At 69.6% G+C, this 26,436-nt stretch carries 25 protein-coding genes and 2 pseudogenes; 11 read left to right on the plus strand and 16 right to left on the minus strand.

Annotated features, from left to right (window positions below; all coding sequences use genetic code 11):
- Positions 1 to 17 precede the first annotated feature (17 nt).
- A pseudogene (gene thrS / locus ACV7GQ_RS02430) lies at positions 18 to 1,945 on the minus strand (threonine--tRNA ligase).
- Positions 1,946 to 1,999: 54 nt separating this feature from the next.
- The gene (locus ACV7GQ_RS02435) at positions 2,000 to 2,566 is read right to left on the minus strand and encodes an HTH domain-containing protein (RefSeq protein WP_470311966.1); all 567 of its coding nucleotides are present in this window, start codon (positions 2,564 to 2,566) and stop codon (positions 2,000 to 2,002) included.
- A gap of 186 nt (positions 2,567 to 2,752) precedes the next feature.
- Here ACV7GQ_RS02435 and ACV7GQ_RS02440 point away from each other — a divergent pair, with 186 nt between their 5' ends.
- The 5 genes and pseudogenes from ACV7GQ_RS02440 to ACV7GQ_RS02460 all read left to right on the plus strand — a co-directional run bounded on the left by ACV7GQ_RS02440 (position 2,753) and on the right by ACV7GQ_RS02460 (position 7,967).
- Positions 2,753 to 3,184: a universal stress protein gene (locus ACV7GQ_RS02440; protein ID WP_470311967.1), complete on the plus strand. Its 432-nt coding sequence runs from the start codon at positions 2,753 to 2,755 to the stop codon at positions 3,182 to 3,184.
- 62 nt (positions 3,185 to 3,246) lie between these two features.
- A pseudogene (locus ACV7GQ_RS02445) lies at positions 3,247 to 4,791 on the plus strand (RAD55 family ATPase); the annotation flags it as partial.
- On the plus strand, positions 4,792 to 5,349 hold the full coding sequence (locus tag ACV7GQ_RS02450) for a DUF7504 family protein (RefSeq protein ID WP_470311968.1): 558 nt from the start codon (positions 4,792 to 4,794) through the stop codon (positions 5,347 to 5,349). It begins immediately after the preceding pseudogene.
- Between the two features lie 47 nt (positions 5,350 to 5,396).
- Positions 5,397 to 5,909: a gamma carbonic anhydrase family protein gene (locus tag ACV7GQ_RS02455; protein WP_470311969.1), complete on the plus strand. Its 513-nt coding sequence runs from the start codon at positions 5,397 to 5,399 to the stop codon at positions 5,907 to 5,909.
- Between the two features lie 126 nt (positions 5,910 to 6,035).
- Entirely contained in the window at positions 6,036 to 7,967 is a 1,932-nt protein-coding gene (locus tag ACV7GQ_RS02460; protein WP_470311970.1) for a glutamate-cysteine ligase family protein, read from the plus strand.
- Between the two features lies 1 nt (position 7,968).
- Here ACV7GQ_RS02460 and ACV7GQ_RS02465 read toward each other — a convergent pair whose 3' ends face one another.
- Positions 7,969 to 8,712, minus strand: a complete 744-nt coding sequence (locus ACV7GQ_RS02465) for a hypothetical protein (protein ID WP_470311971.1) — start codon at positions 8,710 to 8,712, stop codon at positions 7,969 to 7,971.
- A 99-nt stretch (positions 8,713 to 8,811) separates the two neighbouring features.
- Between ACV7GQ_RS02465 and ACV7GQ_RS02470 the strand changes: the two genes are divergently transcribed.
- Positions 8,812 to 9,285: a redoxin domain-containing protein gene (locus ACV7GQ_RS02470; protein WP_470311972.1), complete on the plus strand. Its 474-nt coding sequence runs from the start codon at positions 8,812 to 8,814 to the stop codon at positions 9,283 to 9,285.
- A 25-nt stretch (positions 9,286 to 9,310) separates the two neighbouring features.
- Here the strand turns inward: ACV7GQ_RS02470 and ACV7GQ_RS02475 are convergent, their stop codons facing one another.
- Genes ACV7GQ_RS02475 through ACV7GQ_RS02485 form a run of 3 tightly spaced genes read right to left on the minus strand, consistent with a single transcriptional unit; the run spans position 9,311 to position 11,587 of the window.
- A complete protein-coding gene (locus ACV7GQ_RS02475; RefSeq protein ID WP_470311973.1) occupies positions 9,311 to 9,472 on the minus strand; it encodes a hypothetical protein in 162 nt (53 codons plus the stop codon).
- Between the two features lie 58 nt (positions 9,473 to 9,530).
- Complete coding sequence (locus ACV7GQ_RS02480; protein ID WP_470311974.1) at positions 9,531 to 10,580, minus strand: dipeptide epimerase; 1,050 nt, start codon at positions 10,578 to 10,580, stop codon at positions 9,531 to 9,533.
- Entirely contained in the window at positions 10,577 to 11,587 is a 1,011-nt protein-coding gene (locus tag ACV7GQ_RS02485; protein WP_470311975.1) for a DUF1611 domain-containing protein, read from the minus strand. Before ACV7GQ_RS02485 ends, ACV7GQ_RS02480 begins: the two co-directional genes overlap by 4 nt.
- Before the next feature lie 204 nt (positions 11,588 to 11,791).
- On the opposite strand from ACV7GQ_RS02485, the gene ACV7GQ_RS02490 reads away from it, so the two are divergent.
- Positions 11,792 to 11,962, plus strand: a complete 171-nt coding sequence (locus ACV7GQ_RS02490) for a hypothetical protein (protein WP_470311976.1) — start codon at positions 11,792 to 11,794, stop codon at positions 11,960 to 11,962.
- Positions 11,963 to 11,967: 5 nt separating this feature from the next.
- Here the strand turns inward: ACV7GQ_RS02490 and ACV7GQ_RS02495 are convergent, their stop codons facing one another.
- Positions 11,968 to 12,669: a Bax inhibitor-1 family protein gene (locus ACV7GQ_RS02495; RefSeq protein ID WP_470311977.1), complete on the minus strand. Its 702-nt coding sequence runs from the start codon at positions 12,667 to 12,669 to the stop codon at positions 11,968 to 11,970.
- Positions 12,670 to 12,738: 69 nt separating this feature from the next.
- On the minus strand, positions 12,739 to 14,556 hold the full coding sequence (locus tag ACV7GQ_RS02500; protein ID WP_470311978.1) for an ATP-binding protein: 1,818 nt from the start codon (positions 14,554 to 14,556) through the stop codon (positions 12,739 to 12,741).
- An 88-nt stretch (positions 14,557 to 14,644) separates the two neighbouring features.
- On the opposite strand from ACV7GQ_RS02500, the gene ACV7GQ_RS02505 reads away from it, so the two are divergent.
- Both ACV7GQ_RS02505 and ACV7GQ_RS02510 read left to right on the plus strand, forming a co-directional pair.
- Positions 14,645 to 15,436, plus strand: coding sequence for an endonuclease/exonuclease/phosphatase family protein (locus tag ACV7GQ_RS02505; protein ID WP_470311979.1), 792 nt, complete (start codon positions 14,645 to 14,647; stop codon positions 15,434 to 15,436).
- Positions 15,437 to 15,519: 83 nt separating this feature from the next.
- Positions 15,520 to 15,855, plus strand: a complete 336-nt coding sequence (locus ACV7GQ_RS02510) for a DUF7113 family protein (protein ID WP_470311980.1) — start codon at positions 15,520 to 15,522, stop codon at positions 15,853 to 15,855.
- Position 15,856: 1 nt separating this feature from the next.
- On the opposite strand, the gene ACV7GQ_RS02515 is transcribed toward ACV7GQ_RS02510, so the two are convergent.
- On the minus strand, positions 15,857 to 17,110 hold the full coding sequence (locus ACV7GQ_RS02515; protein ID WP_470311981.1) for a DNA double-strand break repair nuclease NurA: 1,254 nt from the start codon (positions 17,108 to 17,110) through the stop codon (positions 15,857 to 15,859).
- 194 nt (positions 17,111 to 17,304) lie between these two features.
- Between ACV7GQ_RS02515 and ACV7GQ_RS02520 the strand changes: the two genes are divergently transcribed.
- The gene (locus ACV7GQ_RS02520; RefSeq protein ID WP_470311982.1) at positions 17,305 to 18,222 is read left to right on the plus strand and encodes a calcium/sodium antiporter; all 918 of its coding nucleotides are present in this window, start codon (positions 17,305 to 17,307) and stop codon (positions 18,220 to 18,222) included.
- On the opposite strand, the gene ACV7GQ_RS02525 is transcribed toward ACV7GQ_RS02520, so the two are convergent.
- Both ACV7GQ_RS02525 and ACV7GQ_RS02530 read right to left on the minus strand, forming a co-directional pair.
- Entirely contained in the window at positions 18,223 to 18,615 is a 393-nt protein-coding gene (locus ACV7GQ_RS02525) for a DUF7522 family protein (RefSeq protein WP_470311983.1), read from the minus strand.
- Between the two features lie 72 nt (positions 18,616 to 18,687).
- Positions 18,688 to 19,032 (minus strand): carboxymuconolactone decarboxylase family protein, encoded by a 345-nt coding sequence (locus tag ACV7GQ_RS02530; RefSeq protein ID WP_470311984.1) that lies wholly within the window; start codon positions 19,030 to 19,032, stop codon positions 18,688 to 18,690.
- A gap of 108 nt (positions 19,033 to 19,140) precedes the next feature.
- Between ACV7GQ_RS02530 and gpmI the strand changes: the two genes are divergently transcribed.
- Positions 19,141 to 20,700, plus strand: coding sequence for a 2,3-bisphosphoglycerate-independent phosphoglycerate mutase (gene gpmI, locus ACV7GQ_RS02535; RefSeq protein ID WP_470311985.1), 1,560 nt, complete (start codon positions 19,141 to 19,143; stop codon positions 20,698 to 20,700).
- Between the two features lies 1 nt (position 20,701).
- Here the strand turns inward: gpmI and ACV7GQ_RS02540 are convergent, their stop codons facing one another.
- The 5 genes from ACV7GQ_RS02540 to nadA all read right to left on the minus strand — a co-directional run bounded on the left by ACV7GQ_RS02540 (position 20,702) and on the right by nadA (position 26,332).
- On the minus strand, positions 20,702 to 21,994 hold the full coding sequence (locus ACV7GQ_RS02540) for a hypothetical protein (RefSeq protein ID WP_470311986.1): 1,293 nt from the start codon (positions 21,992 to 21,994) through the stop codon (positions 20,702 to 20,704).
- Between the two features lie 125 nt (positions 21,995 to 22,119).
- Positions 22,120 to 22,767, minus strand: coding sequence for an RNA 2'-phosphotransferase (locus ACV7GQ_RS02545; protein WP_470311987.1), 648 nt, complete (start codon positions 22,765 to 22,767; stop codon positions 22,120 to 22,122).
- Between the two features lie 39 nt (positions 22,768 to 22,806).
- Positions 22,807 to 23,652, minus strand: coding sequence for a carboxylating nicotinate-nucleotide diphosphorylase (nadC, locus tag ACV7GQ_RS02550; RefSeq protein WP_470311988.1), 846 nt, complete (start codon positions 23,650 to 23,652; stop codon positions 22,807 to 22,809).
- Positions 23,652 to 25,208, minus strand: a complete 1,557-nt coding sequence (locus ACV7GQ_RS02555; RefSeq protein ID WP_470311989.1) for an L-aspartate oxidase — start codon at positions 25,206 to 25,208, stop codon at positions 23,652 to 23,654. The genes nadC and ACV7GQ_RS02555 overlap by 1 nt, the downstream gene beginning before the upstream one ends.
- Positions 25,209 to 25,210: 2 nt before the next feature.
- On the minus strand, positions 25,211 to 26,332 hold the full coding sequence (gene nadA / locus ACV7GQ_RS02560; RefSeq protein ID WP_470313132.1) for a quinolinate synthase NadA: 1,122 nt from the start codon (positions 26,330 to 26,332) through the stop codon (positions 25,211 to 25,213).
- Between the last annotated feature and the right edge of the window lie 104 nt (positions 26,333 to 26,436).

The following is a 26,436-nucleotide window of genomic DNA, read 5'->3' on the forward strand; positions in this document are numbered from 1 at the left end:
CGGCCACCGGCAGTCCGCTACCGACCGGCGAGGAACGTCACGGCGGTCCGCTGCTGTCCGACCTCGGTCTCGAGGTGGTCGCGGAACTCGGCGAGGTCGATGCCCTTCTCCTCGCGTTCCTTCCGGTCGCGCACGGAGATGTCGCCCGCGCTCTCCTCGTCGTCGCCGATGATGAGCATGTAGGGGACCCGGTCGTCGTGGGCCTGCTGTATCTTGCGGCCGACGGTCCACGAGCGGTCCTCTATCTCGACGCGGAACTCGCCCAGTTCGTCCTGGAGCTCCTCACAGTACGGGATGTTGTCGTCCGAGACGGGGAGGATGCGGACCTGTTCGGGGGCCAGCCACGGCGGGAACTTCCCGTTGTAGTGCTCGGTCAGCACCATGAAGAACCGCTCGTAGGAGCCGTACAGCGCGCGGTGGATCATCACCGGGCGGTGGTCCTCGTTGTCCTCGCCCGTGTAGGTCAGGTCGAACCGCTCGGGCATGTTGAAGTCCAGCTGCACCGTGGGGCCGTCCCAGTTGCGCCCGAGCGCGTCCTCGAAGGCGAAGTCTATCTTCGGGCCGTAGAAGGCGCCGTCGCCCTCCTCGACCACGTAGTCGATGTCCTGCTCGTCGAGGACCGAGGCGAGTTGGTTCTCGGCCTTCTCCCATATCTCGTCGCCGCCGACGGACTTCTCGGGGCGGGTGGCGAACTGGACGGTGTAGTCGAGGTTGAACGTGTCCAGCGTGTCGAGGATGATGTCCACCGTCGCCAGCACCTCCTGCTCTATCTGGTCGGGGCGGACGAACAGGTGGCCGTCGTCGATGGTAAAGGCCCACGTCCGCGAGAGCCCCGACAGTTCGCCGCGCTGTTCTTTGCGGTACACCTTGCCGTCCTCGAAGTACCGAACCGGGAGGTCACGGTAGGACCACGACTTCTGGTCGAAGATGGTCGCGTGGCCCGGGCAGTTCATCGGCTTGAGGCCGTACTCCTCGTCGTTGACGTCGAGGAGGAACATGTCGTCGACGTAGTTCTCGTAGTGGCCGGACTTCTTCCACAGCTCCGTGCGGAAGACGTGGGGCGTCTCTATCTCGTCGTAGCCGGCGTCGCGGTTGAGCTGGGCGACGTAGTCCGAGAGCTCGTTGAGAACCTTCTTGCCGTTGGGTTCGTACAGCGGGAGGCCCGGCCCGGTGGTGTCGTCGATGGAGAACAGGTCCATCTCCTGGCCGATCTTGCGGTGGTCTCGCTCCTGGGCCTTCCGTCGGCGTTCGAGGTACTCGTCGAGTTCGCCCTGCGTGGGGAAGGCGGTGCCGTACACGCGGGTCAGGGTCTCGTTGTCCTCGTCGCCGCGCCAGAACGCCGCCGATATCTCCAGCAGTGCGAACCCGCCGATCTCGCCCGTCGACTCGACGTGGGGCCCTGACAGAGGTCGTAGAACTCGCCCTGTTCGTAGAAGGAGACGGGGTCCTCGTCGGCCGCCTCGGTCTCTAAGATGTCCTGCTTGAACGGGTTGTCCTCGTAGCGCTCGAACGCCTCCTCCCGGTCGACGAGTTCGCGTTCGATGTCGTAGTCCTCTTCGATGATGGCCGCGGCTTCGGCCTCGATGTCCTCGAGGTCGTCCTCGTCGAGGTCGACCCCGGTGACGTCGTAGTAGAACCCGTCGTCGGTCCACGGTCCGATGGTCAGTGTCGCCTCGGGGAACTCGCGCTGGAGCGCCTGCGCGAAGACGTGGGCGGCGGAGTGCCGAAGCACGTCCACGTACTCGTCGCTGCTCGGTGTGACGATGACCAGTTCGACGTCCTCCTCGATGGGAGTGTGCTTGTCGACCAGCTCGCCGTCCACGACGCCCGCGACGGTGTCGTCACCGAGTCCCGGTCCGATTTCGTAGGCGACGTCTTCGACCGTACTGCCGGCGTCCATCTCGAGCGTGGACCCGTCCGGCAGCGTGACCGTGACCGTACTCATACCCGTGGATAGGATAGCCGCCGGGGATAAGTGTATTGAGACGCGGACGGCGACTCACTCGGTCGTCAGGAGCCCTTCCCCGTCGTCGGTGCGCGCCGAGCGAGCGCGGTCGACCCGCGTCGGCGGGGCCTCCACCGTCGCCTCGTCGACGGGCTCGAACCGCGTCTGGTCGCCGGTCTCGAGGGCGTCGAGGCGGTCGGCGACCGTCGTGACCGCGCCCTCGGCGGCGTGGGGCGTGACACAGACCAGGGCGTCGTCGACGTACTCGACGAGCACGGCGGTCGGGAACCGGATGGCGCGGAACTGCTCGCCGACGATGGTGTCGTCGACCTCCCGCAGTTCGAACGCCGGCGCCAGTGACCGGTCGTTGGCCGCCGCCCACTCCCGGAAGACGACGACCCGGTCGAGGACGTACTCCCCGACGGCCGTCCGTGCCGCCTCGCCACCAACCGGGACCTGTCGCCCCCAGATGTGGACGTGACGGTCGGTGAGCGTCCCGGCCTCGACCAGCGTCGCCGTCCGGTCGAGTATCGTCGTCTGTGACTGGTGGTAGCCGTCCGGCGCCAGCGACCGCACGTACAGTTCGACGGACCGGCCAGCCGGTAGGTCACTCCCTTGCATGGTGGTCCCACACATGTCCCCCTGCATGAAAAGTACACTAGTTGACAAGTAATGGCAGAACGGCCGCTCTGCTGAACAGTGGTAATTCAACGCCGTCCCGTAGCGGCGTCGGTCGTCGTCCGGCGCGTCGTGTGGTGTGCCAACAGGGAGTACTATGTACCGTCGGGACGCAGTGCCGACGTGCCGATGTACGACAAGGTACTCGTCGCGACCGACGGCAGTCAGGGGACGACCGAGACGCTCGCTCACGCCGTCTCGATAGCCCGCGACAACGACGCGGTGTTGCACGGTCTCTACGTCGTCGACAGACGCCTCTACCTCGCGGCCGACAAGGACACCCAGGAGGACGTCCGGGAGTCGCTCCGCGAGGAGGGGCAGGTCGCGCTCGACGACATCGCGGTCGGCGGCGAGGAGGCGGCCCTCGAGACCGTGACCCGGATGGAGGAGGGCATCCCGCACAAGGTCATCACGCAGTACGCCGCCGACGAGGACATCGACCTCGTGGTGATGGGGACCCACGGCCGGACCGGCCGCGACCGGGTGGCGAACCTCGGGAGCGTCACCGAGCGCGTCGTCGAGAGTTCGCCGGTGCCCGTCCTCGTCGTCCACATCGAGTGAGCAAGTTTCAGTGCTGATAGTTTGGCACTACGCATTTACCACGTGCTTTCCAACAGGTCACAGAGACCACGATGTCGGTACCCACCGGTAGCGAGACCCTCGACCACATACTCCACGGCGGCCTCCCCGAGGGGCGTACAGTGCTGGTCACTGGCGGTCCGGGGACGGGCAAGTCGACGCTCGCCATGCAGTTCCTGCAGGAGGGGCTGGACCGTGGCGAGGAGTGCCTGTACATCAGCACCGAACAGACCTTCGACGAGCTGTCGGACGCCTTCGCCGACTTCGCGTTCGACATCGACCACGACAGCCTCACGGTCACGTCCGTCCACGCGACGCCGGGCCAGACCGTCGAGAGCGGTGAGGAACGCGAACTGACCCTCGAGACGCTCGAAGGGGGCCAGATGCTCGGCGGTGACTACTCCGCCCCCTTCGAGGCGAAGTACATCACGCGCTACCTCGAACAGTTCGCCCCCGCCGACCGGGTCGTCCTCGACTCCGTCTCGGGGCTCTCGGCCATCGGCGAGGACCAGGACGTGTTCCGGCGGACGCTGCTCGATTTCATCCGCCTGCTCAACGACGAGTTCGACGCGACGGCGCTGTTCACCGCCGAGGAGTCCCAACCGGGGCCGATGCAGGAGGACGTGAAGACGGTGGCCGCCAGCGACGCCGTCCAGTTCAACACCCACGGCGTCCTCCGCCTGTGGCGTGAGAACGTCGGCGGCGACTACCACCGCTTCCTCGAGGTGGTGAAGATGCGCGGCGTCGACCACGACACGCGCGTCCACGAGGTGTCGTTCACCCACGAGGGGCTGCGCGTCGCGCCGCGCCTCCGGACCCACCCCGGCGAGTTCGTCCCCGGCGACCACATGTCGACGGGCATCCCGGGGCTGGACCACCTCATGGGCGGGGGCATCGTTCGGGGCGGGACGCTCCTGTTGGAACACGACGGCCGGGCGAGTCCCCACTCCATCCTGACGAACCTGCTGACGGAGGCCCGCGACAACGGGTGCGCTATCACCATCGTCCCGCCGGTTGAGCTCCCGCCCAAGCGGTTGCGCAGCATCATCGACGAGCGAGTCGGCGACATGGAGGACCTGCTGGCGAACGACCAGCTGTTCCTCATCGACTTCGCCAACATCTGGGAGAACACCAAACGCAACGTGTTCAAACCGCAGGAACACGACACGGACAACCCCGCGTCGGTGTTCCGCACCATCGACGACAGGCGGGGCGACCAGTCGATGTTCACCGTGCTCAACGTCGAGGCCCAGCTGCCGGTGCTCGACGGCGACGAACTCCGGCAGATCCGCTTCTGGGAGGAGGAGAACCTCTACCGCGAGGACGACACGACGATGTACCTGTTCAACCCCGCGACGCTGGACGACGAACTCGCGGCCTTCTACGAGAACGGGTCGTGGCAGACGCTGAAGACGTGGATGACCGACAACGGCCTCCAGTACATCGAACTCCAGAAGTCGCCCACCGGCTACATGGGGTCGACGCGGCTCGTCGAGTACGTCGAGACGGAACCGTACATGCGCGTCCAGCAACCGCCGGGTGCCGGCTCGACGGTTGCGACCCTCGACGGCGACGGGGGTGGGCAGTAGATGGAGCAGACCAGTGTCCGACCCGGGACGAACGTCCTCGTCTCCGCGCCGTCGTTGAGTGCGACCAAACACGAGACGTGTCTGGAGCTGCTGGCACCGGCCCCGCCGGAGCAACTCGACGTGTTGCAGGTCACGTATTCGGCCTCGCCGGCGGAACTGGTCGCGGACTGGCGCGAGCAGTACGACGAGCTGCCGGCGCGGATGGGCATCGTCGTCGTCGGCGACCAGGCGGGCCTCCGCGAGGCGGACCACGACGTGCCCGACAGCGTCTTCGTCACGACGGCGAACCCGAACGACCCGACCGGGCTCGGCATGCGCCTGAACAACTACCTCACCGACCACGAGGATGGCGTCCAACTGGTCGCCTGCTTCGACTCCTTGACCGAACTGCTCCAGTTCGTCGACGTCCAGTCGGCGTTCAAGTTCCTCCACATGCTCGCCGGACAGCTGCGCGAGGTCGACGCCGTCGGCCACTTCCACGTCGACCCGGCGGCACACGACGACCGGACAATCAGCCGCCTGAAACCCCTGTTCGACGACGCCGTCGACCACACCTGACCTGTCTGACCGGTATCTTTTCGGATATCCCACACGCTGTACCGAGTATGGACAGCCGCGAGTACGAGTTCGAGGGAGCGACGCCGGACATCCACGGGTACGCACACGTCAGTCGCGAGGCGACGGTGGTCGGTGACGTGACCGTCGGTCCGAACGCCAACGTCTGGCCGGGGTGCGTCCTCCGGGGCGACGTCGGCCCCGTCGAGGTGGGCCGGGAGTCGGCCATCGGCGACGGCGCCATCCTCCACGCCTCGACGGTCGGCGAGAAGGTGATGGTGGGCCACGGGGCCGTCCTCAACGACGCCGAGGTCCGGGACGGCGCGCTGGTCGGATTCAACTCGACGGTGAGCGACGCCATCATCGGCAAGGGCTCCATCGTCGCCATGGGCACCGTCGTCCCGCCGGGCTACGAGGTGCCCGCCGAGTCGTTCGTCCGCGGGAGTCCGGCGCAGGTCACGCCCCTCTCCGAGACGACCATCGACCCCGACGAGGTGTTCGAGGCGTTCTCCTCCGGCGACTACGCGAACCTCGCGGCGCGACACGAGGACCTGTTCGAGTAGCGAGGGGCGCGACCGAAGCGAGCGGCCCTCGGAGCGGAACGGCGACCGGCGGGAGCCGTAGCGCACGGCCGAGTACCTCGCCGCTGACGGGGTAGTTATAAGGGAAGAACCGCCACAGTTCACGGTATGGACGACATCGTCGACCTGGTGCGCCGCTCGTTGGCTGACGAGACGTACGCGGAGTTCGCCGACCGGGTCGACGACCAGGCGGCACAGCTGCGGACCGCCATCGAGGCCGGGGAGTTCGACAACGAGTCCTTCTCCGTCGGTCTCGAGATAGAGCTGTACGCCATCAACAGCGTGCCGGAGCCGCCGGAGCCCGACGACGAGGACGAGCCGGAACTGGACGAGAGCGACCTGGACGACGACCTCTCGGGCGGCGGCGGGTCGGCGTGGGACGGCTCGCTCGACGCCCCGGCCGAACCCGGTGACGGGAGCGGTGCGTCGCTCGAACCCGAGGGCGACGCCCCGCTGGAGCAGACCGACGACCCGCTGGCACCGGCGGGGTCGGGCGACGGGGCGGCGGGGACAGCGGACGACGGCGAGGACGACGAGGACGACCAGTTCGGCCCCGGCGAGGGGCCCTCGCTGGACATCGACCCCGACAGCCCGCTGGCCGAGGACGACACGGAGACCCCCGAGGACGAGGGGGAACCGGCCGTCGAGGCGGTGGCCGACGAGGCCGAACCCTACATGGACCCCGAGGACTGGGCGGGCCGACTCACCCGCCTGCCCGACGTCGTCTTCGAGGGCGAGGCCAACAAGGAACTGGGCCTGCACAACGCCGAGGTCAACACCGAACCCAACAGTTTCGACCAGACGGGGATGGAGGTCCAGACCACCGCCGTCGAGATGCAGACCAAGCAGGCCCGCGCGCAGGCGAGCAACCAGCACTGCGAACTCGTACTGGACGCGATGTGGACGGTTCCCCCCGAGGAGGGCAGCGAGTCCTACCTCTCGGCCCACGAGGCCCGCGACGGCGTGGTGCTGGCCGACAACATGCGGCAGGCCCCGCGGTACGTCGCGCTCGACAACGAAGCGCTCCAGCACGCCGGCGGCGAGATCCCGTTCGACGTGCCGGGCTACGAGGGGGCGTTCCCGACCATCCTGTTCGAGTCGCTGGCCACCTCCATCCAGCCGCACCTCCAGATTCCCGACAGCGAGACGTTCCCCGACTACTACAACGCCGCCATCCGGACGCTCGGGCCGCTGCTCGCCCTCTCGACCAACTCCCCGTTCCTCCCGGCGGACATGTACGACGGCGTCGACGGCGAGTGGCTCTGTGAGGCGACCCACCACGAACTCCGCATCGCCGCCTTCGAGCAGTCGGTCAACACCAGCGCGAACCCGAAGGTCCGGGTGCCGGAGGACATCGACCGCGCGACGGACGTGGTCGACCGCGTCGTCGCCGACGACCTCTTTGCGCCGTTCCTCCGGGAGTGGCTCGAAGACGACGACCGGAACGGCTTCGAGGACGAGTTCTGGGAGTTCGACCACAAGCGGGGCACCTACTGGCGGTGGCTCCGCTGTGTCGTCGGCGGTACCGCCGTCGACGGGGCCGCGAGCGAGCGCTCGCTCCGCATCGAGTACCGGCCGCTCCCCACCCAGCCACACGTCACGGACATGATCGGGCTGCAGGCGCTGACGGTCGGCCTCATCCGCGGGCTGGTCGCCGCCGACCACCCGCTGGCGGAACTGCCGTGGCAGGAGGCCCGCCGGAGTTTCTACGCCGCCGCCGAGGACGGACTGGACGCCGACCTCGCGTGGGTCACCAGCCACGGCGAGCGCACCACCGACCCCGAGGTCATCTTCGACGAGGTGTTCCACTACGCCCGCCTCGGCCTCGCCGAACAGGACCTGCCCGAGGAGCTGATCGACGAGTACGTCGCTCCCATCGAGCGCCGCTACGAGGCCGGCGAGACGCCGAGTTCGTGGAAGGTCGGTCGCGTCAGGTCGTACCTGGACGACGGGTACGACCTCCGGGCCGCCATCGCGGAGATGCAACGCGACTACTTCGAGCACAGCCGCGAACACCACGAGTTCGCCGAGTGGCTGTGAGCTACGGCACGCCGGGGTCGGCGGGGAACCACTCGGGGCGCGGCACTCGCTCGAGGTCCGTCGTGACGCGCATCCTCAGCGACCGTACCGACCCGTCGGCGTAGCGTTCCCGGTGGACCAGATACCGGACGACCCCGTCACCGTCCACGTACAGTCGCGAGTCGGCGGCGACGACGGTCCGGAACCCGCTCCGCGAGAGAGACGCGTTCGTCGTGGTCGCGCGGACGACGGCCAGCCGCGTGCCGTTACGGGTGACGGACCCGGTGCGGTTGTAGACGAGGCCGGCGACGTGTTGCTGGAGGACGAACAGGCCGCTCGCGGTGTCGACCGCCGGTAGCGAGTTGCTCGTCGGCTGGACCGCTACCTCCCCGTCTCCCGTCCGCGTGTAGCGTCGCCCGTCGACGACGACCACATCGTCGGTCGAACGGCCGAACCGCTGGCGGACTCGCACGACGTCGCGGTCCCGGTCGGCCCAGACGTCCGTCGCCGACTGCCCCCCGTTGCGGACGACACGCCGGTGGACGCTCCGCGACCGCACCGTCTGGTGGTGTTCGACGACGAGACGGCCCACGTCCGGCGTCCCGTCGGCCGTCCGGGGGAGCGCGAGGCGCCCGGGGGTCTGCTCGGGGACGGGGGCGGCCGTGACTCGCGCCGGCGTCCCGGCCGTGTCCCCGCCGGCGAAGACGCCCGCACACCCGGCGAGGACGGTGACGACGGCGAGCGCGACCCAGAGCCTCGGGCGCATAGGTCCACCTCGGGATGGCACCGGCAAATAGCCGGTGGGACCGGGCGGTGGTCCCCAGTTTGCGACCATTTATTCGGTTCAAGCGCCAACGCACGGTCGATGGTATCCACAGGCGATTCCGCACCGAACATCTCGGCGACGGTCGCGAACGGAGAGGTAGAGGCCTTCGAACTGTCGGACCACCTCGGGGACGGCCCCGTCGTGCTGGCGTTCTTCCCCGGCGCGTTCACGCCGCCGTGCTCGAACGAGATGGTCGCGCTCCAGGACCACCTCGAGGCGTTCGAGGCCGCCGGTGCGACGGTCCTCGGCGTGAGTGCCGACTCGGCGTTCTCGCTCAACGCCTTCCGCGACGAACACGGACTCGAGTTCGACCTCGTCAGCGACATGGGGCGCGAGGCGATTCAGGACTACGGGCTCGAGATCGACATCGGCGACCTCGGTCTGCACGGCGTCGCCAACCGCGCCGTGTTCGTCGTCGACGACGACGGCGACGTGGCGTACAGCTGGGTCGCCGACGACCCCACCAACGAACCGGACTACGAGGAACTCCTCGAGGCCGCTGAGAGCGCCTGAACGGCGACGGAACCGACGTCTTTTGTCACTCGGCGTCGAGCCACGCGTCGAACTCGTAGAAGCAGTCCGAACAGAGCGCACCCTCGAGCGTGGCGACGTCGTCGGACGCGTGTTCGACCATGTACCGCTGGTGACGGGCCTGTGCTGGGTCCAGCTCCGTGCCGCAGTTGTCGCAGTACTCGGTCATGTCGTCCGCTCGTCGCCCCGGGCGGATAACGGCCCGGCCTTCACACGCAAGGGCGGTGTCAGTCCTGGCGGTCGAACGCCGGGTTCGGACGGACGCCGGTCCCCGAGTCGACCGCCCGGAGGTCGAACTCGTCGCCCTCGACCGGGACGCCCTCGTAGGGGTCGGCGTCGAGGAGGAGGGCACCGTCGAGGTCGGCGTAGTCGACCAGCGGTGCGAGGTGGGCCGCGGCGGCGATAGAGGCGTTCGACTCCACCATGCACCCGACCATCGTCGCGAGGCGGTGGGCGTCGGCGGCGTGGACGAGGCGCGTCGCGGCCCGCAGGCCCCCGCACTTGACGAGTTTGACGTTGACGACGTCGCAGGCGTCGGCGACCCGCGGCACGTCCGTCGGGACCACGCAGGACTCGTCGGCACACACCGGTATCGCCGTCGACCGCGTGACCCGCCGGAGGCCCTCGACGTCGTCGGCGGCGACCGGCTGCTCGAGCATCGTCGCGCCCGCGGCTTCGAGCCACCCGGCCGCCGTGATTGCCTCCTCGGGGTCCCACGCCGCGTTCGCGTCGACCTTGAGGTCGGCGTCCGGGACCGCCTCCCGGACCGCCTCGAACCGGGCCCGGTCGGCGTCGGTGCCGAGCTTCACCTTCAGCGTCGAGAACCCCGCCTCGACGGCGGCCGCGGCCTTCTCGGCCATCTTCTCTGGAGGGTCGATACCGACGGTGTAGGAGGTCGGCGGGGCGCGGTCGGGGTCCAGTCCCCACTGCCGGTACAGCGGGACGTCCACCTCACGCGCCGCGAGGTCGGCCAGCGCGATGGAGACGGCGGCGCGGGCCGCCGGTTGGTGTGGGGCCTGTTCGCGGAGCCGGCGCTCGATGCGCTGGCCGGCGTGCGGGTCGCCGACGGACTCGACGGTCCGCAGCAGGTCCGGGAGCGTCTCGGCGACGCTGGTGGGCGTCTCGCCGTAGTACTCTGTGGGGGTCGCCGCACCGACCCCGGTCGTCCCGTCGTGGGTGAGTTCGACGACGACGGTGCCGCTCGTCTCGCTGGTCCGCCGGGCGATACCGAACGGCGTCGAGAGCGGCAGGTCGTACCGTTCGACGTGCCACCTCATAGGATGGCGTCGAGCACCTCGTCTGGGACGCCGTCCCGGACCGGGTCCGTCGCCGGGACGCCCAGCGCCCCGCGGTACGTCTCGACGGCGGCCGCCGCGTCGTCCGCGTCAAGGGCGCTGGTGTTCAACATCCCGGCGTCGACGGTGGCCTCGGAGACGGGCGCGGCGAGTCGCTCGTAGACGTCGACGTACTCGTCCAGCGGCGGGATGGCGAACGACTCGTAGCTGTGGACGACCTCCTGTCCGGCATTGTGACACAGCACCAGTGCGTCCGGCGCCGACCCGTGGAGGATGCTCGTCGTCACGCCGGAGTAGGCCGGATGGGCGAGCGCGCCCTGCCCCTCCACGACGAGGAGGTCAGCGTCCTCGGGCGTCTGGACGAGGCGCTCGACGGCGCCGGCGGCGTAGTCGGCGATGACGCGGTCGACGGCGATGCCCCAGCCGGTGATGGCGACGCCGGTCTGGCCCGTCGGCACCACGGCGGCGTCCAGCCCGCGCTCGCGGGCGGCGTCGCGTATCTCGAAGGAGGCGGTCATCTTCCCCGTCGAGCAGTCGGTGCCGACGGTGGTGACGACGGTGGCGTCCACCTCGCCGGCGGTCCCCTCGGCCACCGTGAGGTCGTCTGGCGGCTTCCGCAAATCGTGGAGTTCGCCACCGTGTTCCTCGGCGAGACGGACGAACTCCGCGTCGTCCTCGAGGAAGTCGTGCAGTCCCGAGAGGACGTCACAGCCGCGCTCGAGCGCCGCGCGCACGTCGGGCCGCCACGACTCGTCGAACCCGCCGCCGATGGGGGAGATGCCGATGACCAGCGCGTCCACCGCCGGCACGTCGGCCATCGAGGCGACGATGGGGGCGTCCTGTACGTCCGGCAGGTGGTCTGCGACGCGGCCGCCGGCGTGCTCTCTGTCGAGGACGGCCCGCACCTCGTGGTCACCGTAGCGGAGCAACCCGACCGCCGTCTTGGCGCGGTCGGGGAACGATTCGTGGGCGAGGACGGCGACATTCATGTGAAGACTGTCGGGGGGCCGGCGCGTAAAGCTATTGTCACGCGCCTGTGACGGTCTCACTGGACCCGCAGGGGGCGACGCTTGCTGGCGGTTCTGAGCCAGTCTCCGACGGAGGCGGTGGTGGTTCTTCCCGAACGATGGTCGTGGAGAACGGCTTTGGCTACTCGCCCCTAACGACCGGACAGACGAGGCTCCGCGACACGAATGAATTCGACACCCCCGCCGTCGAGTGAACCGCTGCTGGAAGTCGCCGTCACCCTCGGACTGCTCGCGCTCACGTTCGGCATCATGCTCGGCATCCCGTTGTTGGGCACCGGTCGCTCACGGCTGCCGCCCGAGGAGGAGTCTGCGAGCGACGGATTCGAACGGCCCTGAGTTGGTTACCGGTCCAGCGCCGAGAGGATGCGGAGGACCCACTGGAGGACGTGGACGAACACGCCCATGACGGCGACGTAGATGCCGATGGCGTTGCGCAGGTCGCTGGCGTACCGGTTCTCGCGCACGGCCCATATCTCGTAGGTCAGGTCGACGACGAACCCGAGGAAGAAGAGGAGGCCGGCGACGACGAGCAACACGGGGTTCAGGAACACGCCGGCGGCGCCGACGACCAGTCCGCCGATGAAACAGCCGAAGGCGTAGCGCTGCCACCCGGAGAAGTCGTGGTCACTCTTGAAGACCACGGTAGCGACGACGGCCGTGATGGCGCCGGTGACGACGGTGGTGATGCCCAGCGCCGGCACGCGGAGGCCGCCGCCGTAGATGTACAGTATCGCCGCGCCGAACAGGCCGTACCCGCCCTGAATCAGGAGGACGCCCGCGCCAGCGAGGCCCATGCTCCCGCGCTCGACGCCCCTGGTCGCTATCCAGAACCCGCCCCCGACGGTGACGGCGAAGACGGCGATACCGACGAAGAAACTGGAGAACAGCGCCGCGCCGAGCGGTGCTATCGGGGTGTACGACAGCCCCAGCATCACGAGGATGTTGACCGCGACCAGCGCGGTTCCCATCCCGATTATCTTGCTGATGTTCCGGTCGACCGTCGCCCCGACGGTCCGGGTCCCGCGGTCGAAGGTACTACTCATGGGTGGGACCCACTCGACTGCCACTCATGGGTCTTTTCCCTCCCAGACGGCCGAAACGGCTATGACCCGTCAGTCCCGTCCGTGCCGGGTGACACAGGTCGAGAGGCCGATGAGTTCGACGGGTTCGGAGTTGTCCGGCGAGTAGACGACCCGCTGGCCCTTCTCCATGTAGGGCACCTTCGACTCGAGGTTGCTCGGGATGTTCACGGCCTTGATGGCGTCCTCGTCGCCGAGGTTCAGCACCATGGTCGTGTTTATCTGCTTGAACACGGGGTCGGCGATGTCCTGGGGGTCCTGCGTGATGAGGTAGAGGCCCAGCCGCTCTTTCCGGCCCTGTTTGGCCGCCTCCGTGAACTTCCCGATGACCTTCCGGGCCTGGACGCTGTCGGCGTCCGTGAGGAAGTTGTGGGCCTCGTCCATCCCGAGGACGAGCGGCGTCTCCTTGATGCGGTCGTAGGTGGGGTCGTTCGAGAGCTTCTGGTCGATGAGGAGGCTGGAGACGGCGAGGACGATGGTCGACGCCGTCCGGGAGTCCGTGATGTGGTACGTCGGGATGACGGTGAGGCCGCCGTCCCGGACGAGTTGTGATATCTGGTCGGTGATGGGCCGGGCGTCCTGATCGAAGACGGCGCCGAACCCGCGCACCCGGCGCTTCACCGCGTCGAACGTGGCCTCGTGGACGTCGCCGGCCTCGTGGAGCTCCTCTTTCAGCGCCGGGTCGTCGAGGAAGGTCAGGAACTGGTCGTACGTGCCGCTCTCGCCGTACTCGCGCTTGAACCGCTTGAGGAACGTGTTGACCAGCGCCCCGTACTGGTTGTCGTTGAGGCTGGACCCGGCGATGAGCCACGGGTTCTCGTAGACCAGCGAGAACGGCACCGTGAACTCCACCTGCTCGGCGCGGTGGTGGCTGGCGTTGTACTCCGTGCCGGCCACCTTCGGGACGAACGCGATGGTGTCGTCGTAGCCGCCGTAGGCGACGCCCTCCCGTTCGCACCGGCGAGCGAACTCGTCGGTCAGTTTCGGGTTGTCGTCGTGCATCTGGGCGTACTCGTCCTGTGGGTCGAACTGGACGACGGCCAGTTCCGGCGAGCGCCCGTCGGTCATCTCGTAGGTGCGGCCGAGATACTGCCGGAGGACGTTCTTCGAACTGTGGGTCTTCCCGGACCCCGTGCCCCCGGCGACGAGGGTGTGCCGGAAGACGAGGGGGTCGCCGTCCTCGTAGTCGTCCTTCAGGCGGTAGTCGATGGTCGGCGGTTCGGCGCTGGTCCTGACCTTCTCGCCGCCGACCGAGAGGTGGCCCAGGAAGACGCCGTCCTCGGGAATCTTCAGGCCGGTCTTTATCTCGGACTTGTCGGTGGCCTCCCGGACGACCGTCTCGGGTTTGGGGACCCGGTCGGTCATCCGCCGCTTGAGTTCGCCACCGTCCTGGTACAGCACTGCGACGGGGTCCAGTTCCGCCATGAACTTGAAGTCCTGTTCGTCGATGCCCTGCTGGCGCATCGCGCGCCGGGCGTGGATCTCGGTGGCGTCGTCGGCGCGGAACTCCTGGGCGTACTCCAGCGCCGAGATGCGGCAGAACAGACGCTCGCCGTCGGGATAGGGGACGAGGAGGTACTTCCCGATGCGGACCGCCGAGCGGTTGGCGGCGGTGACGTACGCCTGCAAGTGGCACTCCTCGGCCTCCTCGCTGATGCGCAGGCCGTCGGCGGCCGAGAGGACCCCGAGGCCGCTGTCGGCACCGACGGGGTCGGTCTCGATGTCCTCGAACGCCTCGTCAGCGGTCTCGGTCGCCGTCTCGTCGGTCGAACCGGTGGGCGGGGTAGCCGACGCGTCCTCGTCGGCCTCGCCCTCGTCGTCGAAGTCGGTGAAATCCCCGAGGTCGGACATACCGGCACCCACGGTAGCCGGGGATTAACACCTTTCCCCAGCGCGGCGGAAGTGAAGCCTTACGCCGGTGGGTGGTTTGAGGGTGCGTATGGACCCGGCACGGGTGATGTCGTTCAACGTCCGCTACGACGCCCCAGAGGACGGACTGGACAACTGGTCCCATCGGCGCCGGCTCGTCACCGGGACGATCCGGTACCACGCCCCCGACGTCGTCGGCGTACAGGAGGCCCAGACCCACCAGATGCTGGAGCTGGAGACGCTCCTCCCGGCGTACGACTGGGTCGGCGACCCGCGCGATACGGTCGAGGCGGGCGGCGAACACACGGCCGTCGGCTACCGCACCGCGCGGTTCGACTGCGAGGGGACCGAGACGTTCTGGCTCTCGGAGACACCGGAGACGGCGGGCAGCGTCGGGTGGGACGCCCGACACCCCCGCGTGGCGACGTGGGGGCGCCTCCGGGACCGGGCGACGGGCGACTCGCTGCTGGCGGTGAACACCCACCTCGACCACATGGGCGAGGAGGCCCGACGGGCGGGCATCGACCTCGTCTTGACGCGGCTGAACGACGTCGTCGCGGACGAGGCGGTCGTCCTGAGCGGCGACTTCAACTGCGTCGTCGGCGACCCCGCCCACCGGCGCGCCGACGGCCACACGCTCCCGGACGGGCGCGCGCTCCGGGACACGCGCGACCTGACACCCACCCGGCACGGGCCGACGACGACGCGGACGGACTTCCACGACCTCGTCCCCGAGATGGGCATCGACCACGTGTTCGTCAGCGAGGACGTGACCGTCGACAGCTGGGCGGCCGTCACCGACCGGGACGACGACCACTACGCATCGGACCACCTCCCCGTGGTCGTCGACTGCCGGTTCTGACGCGTCGTGTTCCCGCGGCCGACGTGTCAGCGGTGACGACGGTCCGCGGGGAGTTTTTGCCGGCAGAGCGCGTAGCTACCGGTATGTTACTCGTTCGCGGGACCGCCGGGGGGACCGGACTGACTGGCACGCTGTACGAACCGGGCGAGGACCCGCCCTCGTACCGCGGCGCGCCGGACGACGGGTCGCCGTACGTCTGGGTCTGTGACTCCTTCTACGAGGTCGAGAGCGGCGGGCAGGTCCAGACCGTCGGGGACCGGGAGCTACGGGTGGCCTTCGAGTCGCCGATGCCGCGTGGGTTCGAGTCCCGGGACGCGGCGCTCGCGGCCGCCGAGGAGCACGTCCGCACGCAGTTCGCCCGCCTCGGGGTCGTCGGGTCGTCCGTCGACGTCACCGTGGTACGACCCGAGGAGGCCTGACTCAGAACGACTCCTCGACGGCGCCCCAGCGGTGGTCGTCGTACGACGAGTCCCGGTCGACATCGAACTCCCGTTCGATGCGGCGGGTGAGTTCCTCGCTGCCCTGTCTGTCGATGCTCGCCAGCTCGTCGGCCTTCGCGACGGCCAGCGGCGGGCCGCGCTCGGCCGCCACGTCGTGGAGTACTTGGCGGGTGAGCCGTTCGCGGCGCTCGGGGTCCTTCGTGAACGCGTAGGGCGCCTCGACGCGGAACACGAGGTCGGTCCGGGGGTCGTAGCAGACGAAGAACGTGACCTCGTACAGCTCGGAGCTCAGCGTCCGCTCGATGCCCAGCGCGTCGCCGTCGGCGGCCATCGTCCCGTCGGTACCGGCCCGCGAGCGGAACCAGTTGGTGCAGGTGAGCGCGTCGTCGAGCCGCTCGCCGTCGTCGTCCCGGCGCTCCAGGACGTGCCGGAAGAAGGCGCTGTCGCTCGTCCACGGCGCGTTGGTCTTCCTGCGGACGACGCGGGTCAGCGGCTTGCGCGCGGCGTTCTTGACGAACCCGACCAGCGGCACGTCCCGCTCGACGAACCGCTCGACGAGTTCGACGTAGTTGGCGACGACGCTCTTCGGGCGGTCGTCCTCGGCCAGCACCTCCGCCAGTTCCGTGTCGCGGTCGGCCCACCGGAGCAGCCCGGTCGGATAGATGGGGCCGTCCAGCACGAACAGGTCCTCGACGGCGTCGGCGTTCAACAGCGCGTGCTCGCTCTCGGCGAGGTACAGCGCCAGCGCGTGGACGACCCGTTGTTCGAAGCGGTCGACCTGCGGGGCGTCGAGGACGCGCCGACGGGCGTACCCCCGGTCGTCGGCCCGCCAGTCGCCGTCGAACCGGAGCGTCGCGTCGTTCGAGTGGACGGCCATGATGATGGTCCGACCGCGGTGGAGGTCGACGTCGGAGGGGGTCGCGCTCATCGCCGCCTGCGCGACGTCCAGCACGAGGCCGTTCTTGAACGTCGTCGGGTTGATGGTCCCCGAGTCGAGGCCGTGCTGGGTCGGGAACGGCGGGTCCTCCAGCGCGATGTCTGCGATGGGGACCTTCCGACGGCGTCGCTCGCCGAGCGGGGTCAGTATCTCGCGGCCGTCGGTGTCGTACAGCGGGTCCAGAAAGTTCGCCCACACCTCCTCGGCGGCGGCCCCCTGGTCACTCGACTCGACGGTCGCGCCCACCTGTCCGGCGAGCTTCGCGATGCCGTCGACGTGTACCGGGTCCAGCGTCATGTGCGTGGGTTCGCTGGCGGGAGCATAACTCTGGTGGGCTCTCCCGGTCGGGTGTCGACGTGTGGCTATCGGCCCCTCCGCCGCGGGACTCCGCTCGCGGATTGGCACAACGGTTAGGTGGGTGCTGGCGGTAGCCGACGGTATGTCGCCAGCACCGGCCGTGAACGTCGCCCCGCGGACACGCACCGCCTGAGATGGTCCTGTTCGACGCGCTGTTCGTCGGCGTCGCCGTGGTCGCCCTCTGGTTCGGCGCGGACCAGTTCGTCACGGGCGCGGCCCGCATCGCCCGCCGACTCGGCGTGCCCGGCCTCGTCGTCGGCCTCACCGTGGTCGCGTTCGGCACCTCGGCCCCGGAGTTCGCCGTGACGCTGGACGCCGCGCTCGCGGGCCAGACGGACATCTCGGTGGCGAACGTCGTCGGGTCCAACGTCCTCAACCTCGGGTTCGTCCTCGGCGGCGTCGCCCTCGTCCAGGCGCTGGCCACCTCGCGGGCGCTGGTCCGCCGGGACTCGCTCTTGCTGGTGGCGACGACGGCGCTCCTGTTCTGGATGGTCCTCGACGGCCGCCTCGGCCGCGTCGAGGGGGCGCTCCTGTTCGCGGGGCTGGTCGCGTACCTCCTCTATCTGGCCCGGAAGGGGAGCGAACGGATGGCTCCCGACGGGGACCAGCAGTTCCACTGGCCCGACGCGGGCCGTCTCGTCGTCGGCCTCGGCCTCGTCGTCGGCGGCGGCCACCTCCTCGTCCTCTCGGCCGTCGACATCGCGCAGGCGGTGGGCGTCTCGGAGTGGGTCGTCGGCATCACCGTCGTCGCCGCCGGCACCTCCCTGCCGGAGTTCGCCACCTCGCTGGCGGCGGCCAGGCAGGGCCGGACCGGCATCTCCGCGGGCAACCTCGTCGGCAGCTGCATCTTCAACGTCCTCGGAGTGCTGGGGCTCGCGGCCGTCGTCCATCCGCTCCCCGTCAGGCCTATCGGCGTCGAGGGGACGGCGTGGCTGCTGGGGACCGTCGTCCTCGTGACCGTGCTGTTCTACACCGACGCCGCGCTCTCGCGGCTAGAAGGGGGACTGCTGGCCGCGCTCAACGCCGCCAACTGGCTGGCAAACCTGCTCTGACTACTCCTTGCCCGACTCCTCGCGGAGGAGCCGCTCGATGGCCTCGGCGATCTCCTCGTAGGAACTCATCGAGAGGCCGTCCGTGGTGATGAGCACGCCCTGTCGCTCCGTCGTCGCCCGCAGGAGGTAGCCGTTCGAGAACGCCCGGACGGTGAACTTGTAGTCCCCGAGTTCGGAGTCCTGGTAGGCGTTCTTGGTCTGCTTGTACCCCTGCCACTCGTGGCCGACGAAGTCGTTGAGGTCCGCGTCCTGTTGGAGGTCCTCTCGCAGGTAGAGCTGCTCGAAGTTTGCCCGGGTGAAGTAGGTGACCGACCGCAGCGAGTCGCCCGTGGCCGTCCGCGCCGTCGTGACGATGCTGTCGGCCAGGTCGTCCGAGAGGATGTTCCGTGTCATGCCCGTAGGGTGACGGCCCAGCCTCTTAACGTCGGGGTTCCCGGCACCCCCGGACGGCGGCCGTGCGACGGGTCACTCGCTGCGTTCGTCCTCCAGCGCCTCGAGCGTCTCGTGGGCCTCGGCGGCGTAGGTCAGCGCCGGTCCGCCGCCCATCACGACGGCGACCTTCAGCGCGTCGACGACCTCCTCGTGGGTCGCGCCCGCCTTCAGGGCCGCGTCGGTGTGCCAGAGGATGCAGTTATCGCAGTGGACGACGACGCTGATAGCCAGCGACAGCAGCTCCTTCGTCTTGTGGTCCAGCGCGTCGTCGCCCTCCGCGGCGTCGAGGAACTCCGTGAACTGTTTTATCTCCGGTGCGTCGTTCAGCAGGCCGCCGAGCGTCTTGTTGAACGACGCCAGTTCGGCAGTTCGTGTCATCGAATCTGAACTTAGTCCACCGGCGTGAAAACGATACCGCCGGCGAGGAAATCGGCCACCCTGCGAGCGACCGAAGGGCTATTAGGCGGGTCACGCCACCCTCCGGATATGCAAGTCGGGCTCGTCATCCTCGACGGCTGGGGCCTCAACCCGGACGACGACGTACGGGACGCCGTGGCCGCGGCCGACACGCCGAACTTCGACCGGTACCAGGACGCAGGCGCACACTCGACGCTGGAGACCCACGGCCGCCGCGTCGGTCTCCCCGAGGGCCAGATGGGGAACTCCGAGGTGGGCCACCTCAACATCGGCGCCGGCCGCGTCGTCAAGCAGGACTCCGCTCGCGTCAGCGACAGCATCGCCCGCTCGCGGGGCGAGAGCCCGCCCGACGACGCCGCACAGGACCCCCCGTTCTTCGAGAACCCCGAAATTCTGTCGGCGTTCGAGTACGCCGAGGAGCACGGCGGTCGCGTCCACTTCATGGGGCTGGTCTCGGACGGCGGCGTCCACTCCTACCAGGACCACCTCCACGCGCTCGTCGAACTCGCGGGCGAGCGAGGCGCCGACGCCGTCACCCACGTCTTCACCGACGGCCGGGACACCTCGCCGACCGGCGGCGAGGACTACCTCGCGGAGCTGCAGGCCCACGCCGAGGCCCACGGCACCGGCCACGTCGCCACCGTCTCGGGCCGGTACTACGCGATGGACCGCGACCAGAACTGGGAGCGGACCCGCCGGGCCTACGACGCCATCGTGAACCGCGAGGCCGAGTTCACCGCGGAAACGGCTGTCGACGCCGTCACCGAGTCCTACGAGCGCGGCGAGACCGACGAGTTCGTCGAACCGACGCTCGTCGAGGGCGGCCCGGCCATGGGGGACGGCGACGCGGCCATCTTCTTCAACTTCCGCTCGGACCGCGCCCGCCAACTCACCCGGATGCTCGCCGACATCCGCCCGGAAGACTGGGGCGCAGACACGTCACCGCCCGGGATTCGGATGGTGACGATGACCCAGTACGACGCCACCTTCGACGTGCCCGTCGCCTTCCCGCCGAACCAGCCCGAGAACGTGCTCGGGGAGGTGCTGGCCGACGCCGGCGAGAGGCAACTCCGCATCGCCGAGTCCGAGAAGTACCCCCACGTCACCTACTTCCTCAACGGCGGCCGCGAGGTGGAGTTCGACGGCGAGATCCGCCACATCGTCGAGAGCCCCGACGTGCCCACGTACGACCTCCAGCCGGAGATGAGCGCCCCGGAGGTCACCGACACCGCCGTCGACGTCATCGAAAGCGAGGACCCCGGCGCGATGGTGCTCAACTACGCGAACCCGGACATGGTCGGCCACACCGGCGACTACGAGGCCGCTATCGAGGCCGTCGAGGCCGTCGACGAGCAACTGGGCCGCCTCGCCGACGCCGTCCAGTCCTCGGGCGGGCACCTCCTCGTGTGTGCCGACCACGGCAACGCCGACGACATGGGCACCGAGGACGACCCCCACACCGCCCACACGACGAACCCTGTCCCGTTCGTCTACCTCTCGCCGGACGGCACCGCAGACGGGAGGACGGCCCGCGACGGCGGCACCCTCGCCGACCTCGCGCCGACGATGCTGACGCTGATGGGCATCGACCGCCCGGAGGCGATGACCGGCACGCCGCTGGTCGAGTAGCTCAGTTCTCCGACCGCTCGTTGGCCCGCGACAGTTCGTACCGGATCACCAGCGGGTCGATGTCCTCGACCAGTTCGTCGCGCTCCCGCCGGAGCGCGTCGGCGTCGCCCGGCGGGAACGCCGCGGCCAGTTCGACGGCCCGGTCGAGGTCCTCGCGGGCCGCGGACAGCAGGTCGTACGCGGCCTCGTCGTTGTCGGCCGCCCACTCCCACTCGCCGGCGGCGCGTCGCTCCCGGGCGCACTCGACCCGCGCGTCCACGAGGTCGGCGATGACCGCCTCCGCCTCGGCGCGGGCGGTAGCGGGGTCGCCGTCGAACGGGCTCGCGGCCGCGGTCACGAGCCGCGCGACGACGCGGTAGGCGTCCAGCGCGTCCTCCAGCGCCGCGGCGCGGTCCGCGGGCTCGGCCGTCTCGTCGACGGCATCGGCGGCCTCGCGAGCGGCTTCGAGGGGGCGGGCGGTGACGGTCGCTTCGAGGTCGTCGGCCGCGGCGAGGCCGGTCTGGGCGGGTCCGTCGTCGACGTCGTGGGTCGTCGCCACGTCCGTCGCGTCCTGCAACCGCTCCCGGGCGGTCTCGATGCGGTCGTAGCTCCCCTCGAAGTCGCCGTCCTCGAGCAGCCGCTCGGCCTCCGAGAGGAGTTCCTCGCCGCGCCCGACGTGGCGGTCGCGGACGAGTCGGTAGAGCTCGGTCGAGAGCCGTTCGATTCGGTCGACGACGCCGTCGACGGGCGCCTCGTCGGCGCCGTCGCGCGCGGTCTCGAGGGCCGACTCGGCGACGGCGAGTCGCTCGTCGAACGCCGCCCAGTTCGCCGCGTCGCGTGCGTCAGCGAGGGCATCGCAGTGGTCCTCGAGGTCGTCCAGCGCCGTGGTCACCTCGCCCCACCCGTCGCAGGCGTCGGCGAGGAACGCCGCCACCTCGTCGACGTCGGCCTCGCGGGCGGTGAACGACCACGCCGCGCCCAGCGCCGTCTCGAACCGGAGACTGGCGGTGAGCGTCTCGGCGGCGGCCGTCGCCTCGGTCACGTCGGCGTACGGGAGCGACGCGACGAAGTCGCCGTCGTGCCCGTCCGGGTCGCCGACGAGGAGGAGGATTCGTCTGTCGGTGAGGCCGGCGACGGCGCCGCAGTCGTCGGCCGGCCGTATCTGCGTCGTCTGCTCGCCGACCCGTTCGACCCCCACGCGGTGGTTGGTCAGCACGTGGAACAGCGTCTCTCCGCCCCCGAGATAGTCGCGGAGCGGACGCTCACGGAGGTGTCCGTCGGTCCGCCGTGTGTCCCCTGCGTCTCCGGTTTCCATCGCTCGGTTCGGCGTGCTGCCCCCCCCGCCGTCCCCAGCGCCCCGTCTATCGTACCAGACCGAGAATCCCAGCATAAAGCTAGTGGTTCGGACCGCGCTGTCGGCACCCTGCACGCGACGTCCCGTCAGCGACGGCCCTGACGAGTCAGGTACGACGGCGGGACGGCGTCGGTCGTGTACGTCGCCGTCCCGCGGCGCGTCACGTCGTGGCCGTCGGCCCGCATCGCGGCGGCGTCGACGGCGAACACCACGGGGTCCTCGGCGTGGCGGCGCCCGACCTCGCGGGCGTCGGCGACGCTGGCAGAGAGGTGGACCTGCTGGCGACCCATCGGTCTCAGTCCCTCCCGCTCGATGGCGGCGACGTTCCGCGGCGCGGTGCCGTGGTACAGCGTCTCCGGAACCGGGTCGTCGCCGGCCGCCAGCGAGACGTCGACGGAGTGGCCGTAGGCCGCGCGGATTCGGTCCGCGTCGCCGCCTGTCCGCTCGAACCGGCCCTTCGGGTCCGTCGCGACCACCGCCGCGAGCGCCTCGCGGTCGGCCCAGTCGTACTTCGACTCGACGGCGGCGACGAGCGCCGAGAACGGCGTCCACCCCGCCGCGTCGAGGTCGAGGCCGGCGTCCCCGGGGAAGTGTCTGAGCGCCCCCGAGACGAACTTCGAGAGCTGGCGGCGGCGACCGCCTCCGAGAACGAGGCGGCCGCTGTCGCCGCAGTCGGGACAGGTCGCGCCCTCGAAAGAGCCGTGGTCCTCGCAGGTCCGGACGTCGGCAGGCATCACGTCACCGTCGGCCGGTGACCGACAAAAGCGTCCCGCTCACCCGGTCCGGAACGAGAGGTCCAGCGTCGGCGCGGAGTGGGTCAGCGCGCCCATCGAAATCACGTCGACGCCCGTCGCGGCGTAGTCGGCCACGTCCCCGACGGTGATGCCGCCGCTGGCCTCCGTGAGCGCGTCGGCGTCGGCCGACGCGACGAGGTCCACCGCCCGCTCCGTCTCGGCGACGCTCATGTTGTCCAGCAGGACGACGTCCGCGCCCGCCTCGGCGGCACGCGGGGCGTCCTCGGGCGTCTCCACCTCCACGTCGAGCTTGGTGGCGAACGACGCCCTCTCGCGGAAGTGCGAGATGGCGCCCTCCAGCCCCAGCTCGGCGACGTGGTTGTCCTTGACCATCACCATGTGCGAGAGGTCCAGACGGTGGGTGTCTCCGCCGCCCGCGGCGACGGCGCGCTTCTCGACGCCGCGCAGGCCGGGGGTCGTCTTGCGGGTCCCCGCGATTCGCACGTCGTCGTCGACGGCGCGTGCCTCGTCTACTGCGGCCCGCGTCTCCGTGGCGACGCCCGAGGCGTGGCCGACGAGGTTGACGGCGACGCGTTCGCCGCGCAGTATCTCGCGTGCGGGGCCCTCGACGCGGAGGACCACGTCGCCCGCCGCTATCTCGGACCCGTCGTCGACCTGCTCGGCGGTACCACCGCCTCGCTTCGAGGTGCGGAGCACCTCGCATCCCAGGTACTCGAACACCGCACGTGCGGCCTCGAGGCCCGCGACGACGCCGCTCTCCTTGGCGACCAGACGGCCCTCGGTGTCGCCCGGCACGTCGTTCGTGACGTCGTGGTGGCCCACGTCCTCGCGGAGCCACCGTTCGACGTCGGCGTCGGTGAGCATCAGTCGGCGGAGGGTTCGGCCGGTTCCTCGCGCACGAGGTTGTGGGTCCCGACGCTCTCCGTGTTCTCGGCGGCGTGGCGCGCCACCAGCAGCGCCGTGACGCTCGCGTGGCGCAGTTCGTACAGCGACCGGGCGGTCCGCGTGCGGACGTAGGCGTCGACCTCGCCCTTCAGACGGCGCAGGACCGCCATCGCGCGCTGTATCTCCGCGGGGTCGCGCTCGACGCCCAACTGCTCGTCCATCACGCGGCGCAGGCGGTGGAACTTGTCGCGGGCGAACTTCGGCGGGAGGTCGGGGTCCCGTTCCAGCAGGTCGGGGGCCTCTATCGGTTCCACGCCTCTACCCGCGGCGTCCTCGCCGGCCCGCAGGCCCCACACGAGGCCTTCGAGCAGCGAGGTCGACGCGAGGCGGTTCGCGCCGTGGACGCCGGTGCGGGAGCACTCGCCGACGGCGTAGAGCCGGTCGAGCGTCGTCCGGCCGTACTCGTCGACGGCGACGCCGCCACAGAGGAAGTGCTCGGCCGGCGCGACCGGAATCCCCGTCTCCCAGTCGACGCCGTGGTCCGCACACCGGTCTGCGAGACCGGGGAACTCATCGGCGAAATCGACGGGCGAGACGTCCAGCGTCACCTCGCCGGTCGCCTCGCGTTCGGTCTTGACGGCGCGGGCCACGACGTCCCGCGGCGCGAGTTCGGCGTCCGCGTGGTAGTCGGGCATGAACCGCTCGCCGTCGCCGTTCCGGAGGAGGGCCCCTTCGCCCCGCACCGCCTCGCTGACGAGGAAGGCGACCTCTTCCTCGACGACGCAAGCGGTCGGGTGGAACTGGACGTACTCCATGTCGGCGACGTCGGCGCCGGCGAGTGCGGCCATCGCGATGCCGTCGCCCGTCGCGTCGGCGGGGTTCGTCGTCCGCGGGTACAGTTCGCCGATGCCGCCGGTGGCGAGGACGACGCTGCCCGCGTAGTGGGGACGGACCTCGCCGTCGGCTTCGAGCATCGCGCCGTGGACGCGGCCCTCGTGGCGAATCAGTTCGAGTGCGGCGGTGTCGTCCAGAACCTCCACGCCGTCGTGGGCGTCCAGGTAGTTCAGGAACGGGACGTGGATGTGCCTGCCCGTCGCGGCGTCGACGTGGAGGATGCGGTCCTCGCTGTGGGCGGCCTCGCGGGTGTAGTCGGGGCCGTCCCCGTTCTGGTCGAAGTCGATTTCCAGCGTGTCGAACAGCACGTCCTCGACGGCCGCGTTGGCGTTCTCGACCAACACGTCGACGGCGTCGGGGTCGGCGGTGTCGTCGCTGGCCGCGAGGATGTCCCGTTTGAACTGCTCGGGGTCGTCCCGAGAGACGGCGATGCCGCCCTGCGCCCACCACGAGGAGGCCCCCTCGGGGCGGGTGGCCTTCGTCGCGAGGGTGACCTCGCTGCCCTCGCTGCTCGCGGTTCCACCGCTCGCTCGTTCCGAGCTCTCACGCTGTTCGAGCTCGCGAACGGCCCCCAGCGCCGCCGCAAGCCCGGCGATGCCGGACCCGACGACGAGGACGTCGGAAGTGTCGCGTGCAGACATGGCTATATCTCCAGCATCCGGTCGAGCGCGACCTGCGCCAGTTCCTTCTCCTCGGGCGCGACCTCTATGACGTTGCGCTCGCGGCCCGCGACCAGTTCCTCCAGCACCCACGTCAGGTAGTTCGGGTCTATCTGGCGCATGGCGTTGCAGTCCATGCAGGCGTCGCCACACAGCGGCACCACGTCCACCTCAGGGTGCCACCGCTGGAGGTGGTTGGTGAGGTGGACCTCCGTGCCGATGGCCCACGTCTCGCCGGGGTCGGCCTCGGCGACGGTCTCGCAGATGGTCGCCGTCGACCCGACCACGTCGGCGGCCTCGACGACCTCGCGGCGGCACTCGGGGTGGACGATGACGTTCGCGTCGGGGTCGTCGGCCCGAATCGCCTCCACGTGGGCCTCGCGGAACCGCTCGTGGACCTGACAGTACCCCTCCCAGAGGATGACGTCGTTGGCGACGGCCGCCTCGGCGTCGGTGCCCTCGGGGTCCCACGGGTCCCACTCGACCGTCTCGTCGGCCATGTCGAGCCGGTGGGCCGTGTTCTCGCCGAGGTGCTTGTCGGGGAGGAAGAGGACCTTGTCGCCCTTCTCGAAGGCGTACTCGAAGGCCTTGTGCGCGTTCGAGGAGGTACAGACCAGCCCGCCCTGTTCGGCGCAGAAGGCCTTCAGGTCGGCGTAGCTGTTCATGTACGTGATGGGGACGATGTCCTCGTCCGTGGCGGCGGTGAGCTCCGCCCACGCGGCGTCGACCTGCAGGGCCTCGGCCATCCCCGCCATCGGGCAGGACGCCTCCATCGACGGGAGGACGACGCTCTGATTGTCGTCCGTGATGATGTCGGCGGACTCGGCCATGAACGTCACGCCGCCGAAGATAACGTAGTCGGCGTCGCTCTCGGCGGCTTCGACGGAGAGCTGGTAGGAGTCGCCGACGAAGTCGGCGTGGTCGACGATCTCGCGTCGCTGGTAGTTGTGGCCGAGGATGACGACGTCGTCGCCGAGTTCTTCGAGCGCGGTCTCGATGCGCTCGGTCCGTTCGTCCGCCTCGAGGTCCCGGTACGCCGGGGGGAGCTGCTCGAGGTTGTCGTACTTGAAGAGACTGAGGTCGGTTTCGAACTCAGCCGTTTCCATTTCGGGCACGATTGACCCACCTATGAGTACCGAATCGTTCGGACTGTAGTATTGAAAAGATTTTGCCTTCAATACTGGGTCGTGTTGAGAATCGAACCCCCATA

It is taken from the genome of Haloarcula sp. MBLA0163, assembly GCF_055632435.1.

What these genes read in the sequence shown, in the direction of transcription:
- ACV7GQ_RS02435 (WP_470311966.1), bottom strand. Translation starts at nt 2,566, where the DNA reads ATGCAAGGGAGTGACCTACCGGCTGGCCGGTCCGTCGAACTGTACGTG.
- ACV7GQ_RS02440 (WP_470311967.1), top strand. Translation starts at nt 2,753, where the DNA reads ATGTACGACAAGGTACTCGTCGCGACCGACGGCAGTCAGGGGACGACC.
- ACV7GQ_RS02450 (WP_470311968.1), top strand. Translation starts at nt 4,792, where the DNA reads ATGGAGCAGACCAGTGTCCGACCCGGGACGAACGTCCTCGTCTCCGCG.
- ACV7GQ_RS02455 (WP_470311969.1), top strand. Translation starts at nt 5,397, where the DNA reads ATGGACAGCCGCGAGTACGAGTTCGAGGGAGCGACGCCGGACATCCAC.
- ACV7GQ_RS02460 (WP_470311970.1), top strand. Translation starts at nt 6,036, where the DNA reads ATGGACGACATCGTCGACCTGGTGCGCCGCTCGTTGGCTGACGAGACG.
- ACV7GQ_RS02465 (WP_470311971.1), bottom strand. Translation starts at nt 8,712, where the DNA reads ATGCGCCCGAGGCTCTGGGTCGCGCTCGCCGTCGTCACCGTCCTCGCC.
- ACV7GQ_RS02470 (WP_470311972.1), top strand. Translation starts at nt 8,812, where the DNA reads ATGGTATCCACAGGCGATTCCGCACCGAACATCTCGGCGACGGTCGCG.
- ACV7GQ_RS02475 (WP_470311973.1), bottom strand. Translation starts at nt 9,472, where the DNA reads ATGACCGAGTACTGCGACAACTGCGGCACGGAGCTGGACCCAGCACAG.
- ACV7GQ_RS02480 (WP_470311974.1), bottom strand. Translation starts at nt 10,580, where the DNA reads ATGAGGTGGCACGTCGAACGGTACGACCTGCCGCTCTCGACGCCGTTC.
- ACV7GQ_RS02485 (WP_470311975.1), bottom strand. Translation starts at nt 11,587, where the DNA reads ATGAATGTCGCCGTCCTCGCCCACGAATCGTTCCCCGACCGCGCCAAG.
- ACV7GQ_RS02490 (WP_470311976.1), top strand. Translation starts at nt 11,792, where the DNA reads ATGAATTCGACACCCCCGCCGTCGAGTGAACCGCTGCTGGAAGTCGCC.
- ACV7GQ_RS02495 (WP_470311977.1), bottom strand. Translation starts at nt 12,669, where the DNA reads ATGAGTAGTACCTTCGACCGCGGGACCCGGACCGTCGGGGCGACGGTC.
- ACV7GQ_RS02500 (WP_470311978.1), bottom strand. Translation starts at nt 14,556, where the DNA reads ATGTCCGACCTCGGGGATTTCACCGACTTCGACGACGAGGGCGAGGCC.
- ACV7GQ_RS02505 (WP_470311979.1), top strand. Translation starts at nt 14,645, where the DNA reads ATGGACCCGGCACGGGTGATGTCGTTCAACGTCCGCTACGACGCCCCA.
- ACV7GQ_RS02510 (WP_470311980.1), top strand. Translation starts at nt 15,520, where the DNA reads ATGTTACTCGTTCGCGGGACCGCCGGGGGGACCGGACTGACTGGCACG.
- ACV7GQ_RS02515 (WP_470311981.1), bottom strand. Translation starts at nt 17,110, where the DNA reads ATGACGCTGGACCCGGTACACGTCGACGGCATCGCGAAGCTCGCCGGA.
- ACV7GQ_RS02520 (WP_470311982.1), top strand. Translation starts at nt 17,305, where the DNA reads ATGGTCCTGTTCGACGCGCTGTTCGTCGGCGTCGCCGTGGTCGCCCTC.
- ACV7GQ_RS02525 (WP_470311983.1), bottom strand. Translation starts at nt 18,615, where the DNA reads ATGACACGGAACATCCTCTCGGACGACCTGGCCGACAGCATCGTCACG.
- ACV7GQ_RS02530 (WP_470311984.1), bottom strand. Translation starts at nt 19,032, where the DNA reads ATGACACGAACTGCCGAACTGGCGTCGTTCAACAAGACGCTCGGCGGC.
- gpmI (WP_470311985.1), top strand. Translation starts at nt 19,141, where the DNA reads ATGCAAGTCGGGCTCGTCATCCTCGACGGCTGGGGCCTCAACCCGGAC.
- ACV7GQ_RS02540 (WP_470311986.1), bottom strand. Translation starts at nt 21,994, where the DNA reads ATGGAAACCGGAGACGCAGGGGACACACGGCGGACCGACGGACACCTC.
- ACV7GQ_RS02545 (WP_470311987.1), bottom strand. Translation starts at nt 22,767, where the DNA reads ATGCCTGCCGACGTCCGGACCTGCGAGGACCACGGCTCTTTCGAGGGC.
- nadC (WP_470311988.1), bottom strand. Translation starts at nt 23,652, where the DNA reads ATGCTCACCGACGCCGACGTCGAACGGTGGCTCCGCGAGGACGTGGGC.
- ACV7GQ_RS02555 (WP_470311989.1), bottom strand. Translation starts at nt 25,208, where the DNA reads ATGTCTGCACGCGACACTTCCGACGTCCTCGTCGTCGGGTCCGGCATC.
- nadA (WP_470313132.1), bottom strand. Translation starts at nt 26,332, where the DNA reads ATGGAAACGGCTGAGTTCGAAACCGACCTCAGTCTCTTCAAGTACGAC.